The 4151-nt window shown below is 34.7% G+C and carries 3 protein-coding genes; 2 read left to right on the top strand and 1 reads right to left on the bottom strand.

The window, feature by feature from the left end; translation table 11 throughout:
• The first annotated feature begins 368 nt into the window (after nucleotides 1-368).
• Both AFK68_RS34665 and AFK68_RS07585 read left to right on the top strand, forming a co-directional pair.
• Nucleotides 369-569, top strand: a complete 201-nt coding sequence (locus AFK68_RS34665; RefSeq protein WP_143437664.1) for a hypothetical protein — start codon at nucleotides 369-371, stop codon at nucleotides 567-569.
• A 5-nt stretch (nucleotides 570-574) separates the two neighbouring features.
• Nucleotides 575-748, top strand: a complete 174-nt coding sequence (locus AFK68_RS07585) for a PEP-CTERM sorting domain-containing protein (RefSeq protein WP_143437663.1) — start codon at nucleotides 575-577, stop codon at nucleotides 746-748.
• Between the two features lie 1321 nt (nucleotides 749-2069).
• Here AFK68_RS07585 and AFK68_RS07580 read toward each other — a convergent pair.
• Nucleotides 2070-3941, bottom strand: coding sequence for an alpha-amylase family glycosyl hydrolase (locus tag AFK68_RS07580; protein ID WP_094672229.1), 1872 nt, complete (start codon nucleotides 3939-3941; stop codon nucleotides 2070-2072).
• Nucleotides 3942-4151 lie beyond the last annotated feature (210 nt).

The raw sequence follows: 4151 nt of genomic DNA, 5'->3' as shown, positions 1-4151 counted from the left end.
GAAAATCTAGGGTAAAGCGTGGAAAATTCTCCCCTGCTCCCTGCTCCCCTGCTCCCCTTCTGTCTTAACCAAGAATGAAACAGCCCTGCATTACGGGGGGGGAGTCTCTAAACTTGAATGTCATGTCTAAAATTGGTGATAATACTTATTTTTTAGTATAAAATTATGCACAAATTTTAGTTTTACGGTCTCTATAATTTTAGTAAAGTAGTGGTTTTACTTAGGAAAGGTGAATAATATTAAAGGTTTGGTAAAAGTTTTATTTTATACTTGACGCGCGGGGGGAGGGAGAGCTATATGATGAAATTGTTGTTGAAATAAACACAACAACAACAACTTGTCGTAATTTAGAGAAATCACACACACCCATGAAGATTAAATCAATTCAAACTATAGGTAAGGCTAGTTATAATCTCTGCTCAATGGTAGTAGCTACTGCTGCTGTTAGTGCAGTATCTATATTTGGTACTGTTGTCAAGCACAAGCGAATACCTCAGAATCAGAGGCTTCCCCTGTTCGCTTTACGTTTGTGTCAGGGCCAGAGCCAGAGGAAATCACCTTTCCAATAATAATATTGAATTCTATTCCAGTCACTCCAGTTACTCCAGTCACTCCAGTTACTCCAGTTACTACAGTTACTCTAGTCACTCCAGTTACTCCAGTTGAGACCCCAGAGCCAAGCCTAATATTAGGTTTTATTGCAGTTGGTGGGTTAATGCTAAGAAATGCAGGAAAGGCTAAAGACTAAAAATTGAAAAAGCTTAGGGAATGAGGTGAGAGAAAAATTCCTCTTCTGTTCTTTCCTCTCACTTCATAATTTAGTAAGGCAACTTAAAACAATATTTGTCAACAAAATAGGTCATTTCAGTTATCAGTTATCAGTACCTGCGACTCAAGTCTCTAGCTTGAAATACTGAGTTGAATATTTTTTTCATCCCCTTAAAAGGGAAGGTTTTAAACGGGATTGATTAATTATCAACTATCAATTATCCGTTGGTAAGTCTTGAATAATATTTGTGATTTTCATGGTTATTTTGGCAGTTTTTAACTGTAGCACTTTTACTTCTGATAAATGGTATTAGAGCTAGAGCAATACTACAATCTTTAATTATAACTATTCAACCGGACATTATATAAGTTATTTCAATCGGATCAACTCCTTTAATTAACAAAAATGTCGGCGAAATTCCCCACCTCAAAATATCAGCGGGAAAGCTGATGTGAGGTGGGAATAAATGCCGAGCAAAATATATAAAACATCAGCCTAATTTTAGTTGGGAATTATCACCAACTAAAAATTAAACTTCTTCCTTCTTCCTTCCTTCTTCCTTCCTTCTTCAATAAGCCCAATTATCTTGCCACTTCACATTTCCCTCTTCAGCTAACAACCACTTATGAGAGGTACACCCTTATCTGAGGTAGGAATAAATGCCGGGTAATAAGTGATAAAAAAGTTTTTGTTTTTAGTAGGGCTTGAGCAAAAAGATAGCTATTTCATGGGCTAGAGCAATACTACGAGCTTCTAAATTACGAGCTTCTAATTATAACTATTAAACNCCAATTATCTTGCCACTTCACATTTCCCTCTTCAGCTAACAACCACTTATGAGAGGTACACCCTTATCTGAGGTAGGAATAAATGCCGGGTAATAAGTGATAAAAAAGTTTTTGTTTTTAGTAGGGCTTGAGCAAAAAGATAGCTATTTCATGGGCTAGAGCAATACTACGAGCTTCTAAATTACGAGCTTCTAATTATAACTATTAAACCGGAAATGATATAAGTTATTTCAATCCCATCAACTCCTTTAATTAACAAAAATGTCGGCGAAATTCCCTACCTCAACATATCAGCGGAAAATCTTATGTGAGGTGGGGAATAAATGCCGATCAAAATATATAAAACATAAGCCTAATTTTAGTTGGTTATAATTCCCAACTAAAAATTAAACTTCTGACTTCTGACTTCTAACTTCTTCAATAATCACCACCTAAACATTCAACTTATTCCTTCCTTCTTCCTTCTTCCTTCTTCCTTCTTCCTTCTTCCTTCTTCCTTCTTCCTTCCTTCTTCAATAAGCCCAATTATCTTGCCACTTTACATTTCCCTCTTCAGCTAACAACCATTGTCGAGAAACCCAATTTTCTCGCCTCGGAATTTGGGTTTCATTTCCATGTTCATCTCGATAAACAATTGCATACTTATAAGCAATAACTTTTCCAGCACTTTCATTAAAAGGAATTTCATTAAACCAAGTATTAGAATTAATATACTCTAACTGGTAAGCCTTACTAATATCCCAATTTCCCAACTCTGGGCAATCTCCCGTGACTACTACTACCTCACCATGATTAGTTGAAATACCATTTAACTGCGCTCGAACAATAACTTTTCCCTTAACACGATCGCCCAAATAATTAATCACAATCATATCTTGTACACCCAATTCTAAATTATGCAAAGCACCATCTTTTACCTCAAAAAATCGCTTCGTTAAAATACAAATATATTCCCCATCTTCCAAATCAGTTTCTACCCTATCAATTGTTATTGAATTACCGCGATTAATTGCTACAAAACAACGATAATCTCGATACCTTCGCACATAACAATAAACATCCTCAGTCACATATTTTTCCCACTGACTACCCAAAGAAACAGCCGGATTAATTCGACGTACTTTTGATAATAATTGAATATCCCGATAAATAGGTGTATCTGTATCCCATTTTTCCATCATCGGGCGATTATAAGGTTCTTCTCCACCATCAGTATCATTATAAAGATATTGCTCACTACCATAATAAATACAGGGAATACCACGAGAAGTCATAATTAAATTAATAGCTAATCTCAAAATTCCTGGGTCTGGATTCAAATTTTGAAATCTCGGCATATCGTGATTATCAACAAAAGTCACTAGCTCACTGGCAGTATCATAAACATTATCTTGGTCGAGTAATTCTTGAATAATATGAAATCCTCCCGGTTCACATTTTCCCAGAGCGCGTCTAATAGCAACACAAAAACCAAAGTCTAACATTGACATTCCAGACTTATTAGCAAATTCCAATGATGGAGGATCGTAAGGTCCGCTAAAAATCCATTCCCCAAAAATAAATACTGATGGTTTATGACTTTTAATATCAGCATAAAATTCTTGCCAAAACCATAATGGCATATGTTTAATAGTATCGATTCTTAGGGCATCAACTCCTCTATCTAACCATAATTTTATTGCTGATTTTATGTACTTTCTATAGTCAGGATTATTCTCATTAAAATCTGCTAATCCTCCCAATTCTTGGTTTTCAACTTGCCATTTATCATCCCAATCTTCTACCTCACCATAATGATGATACCAGTCATTAAAATCATTATGAAAATCAGCAATTAAAACTCCATCATCAAACAGTTGACCTTTCTTTCCTCCTGCATCTGGGCTACTATGATTACACACAATATCTAAGATTATTTTTATCCCCAAGTTATGAGCTGCTGTTACTAACTTATCAAAAACAGTCTGCTGATTTTTTACTAAAGAAATTTCATCATTTTTGTCTACTAAACGAGGATTTAAGCGTTTAAAATCTTTCGCCCAGTAGCCATGAATTGGAGCCATTTCAAATAGTTCTTCCTCAATTTGTTCAAATAAAGGAGTCATCCAAATAGCAGTAACTCCCATTTTTTTGAGATAGTCAAGTTTATCTATTATTCCTTGTAAATCTCCACCCCAATATAAACCCCATTTTTCTTTATTAGGGTCGTATAATTTAGGGTTAGGACCTTCATTATTAGTAGGGTCGCCATCAAAAAAACGGTCTACTATAATAAAGTAAATAGTTTCTTGGCGAAACTCTATCGAACGAGTAAATAGAAATTCAAAATCACTATTAATATTAGATTCATTATTAGATGTTTGACTTGTAGAATTTGTTGACATTCTTGACTTTTCTCCAGTTGAAATGATGTACCAATCCTAAATGATTTGTGAAAAAAACTACAGGGGTTTAATCTCCCAACCTAAGCAAAAATAGGGTTTGGTTTCCAAATCCTATTAGATAAAATATTACAAACTCTGCACAGATTGCTATATAATAGATTAATTATTGTCAAGACTAAAACAATTATAATATATATAGCGTTCAAAAAC

The organism is Hydrocoleum sp. CS-953, assembly GCF_002260545.1.
GTDB lineage: Bacteria > Cyanobacteriota > Cyanobacteriia > Cyanobacteriales > Microcoleaceae > Trichodesmium.
Note: the sequence above shows the minus strand (reverse complement) of the source record. Positions and strands in the feature narration are given on the sequence as shown.

Excerpts from the sequence above, each read along its gene's own strand:
- AFK68_RS34665 (WP_143437664.1), top strand. The coding sequence starts at position 369 with ATGAAGATTAAATCAATTCAAACTATAGGTAAGGCTAGTTATAATCTC.
- AFK68_RS07580 (WP_094672229.1), bottom strand. The coding sequence starts at position 3,941 with ATGTCAACAAATTCTACAAGTCAAACATCTAATAATGAATCTAATATT.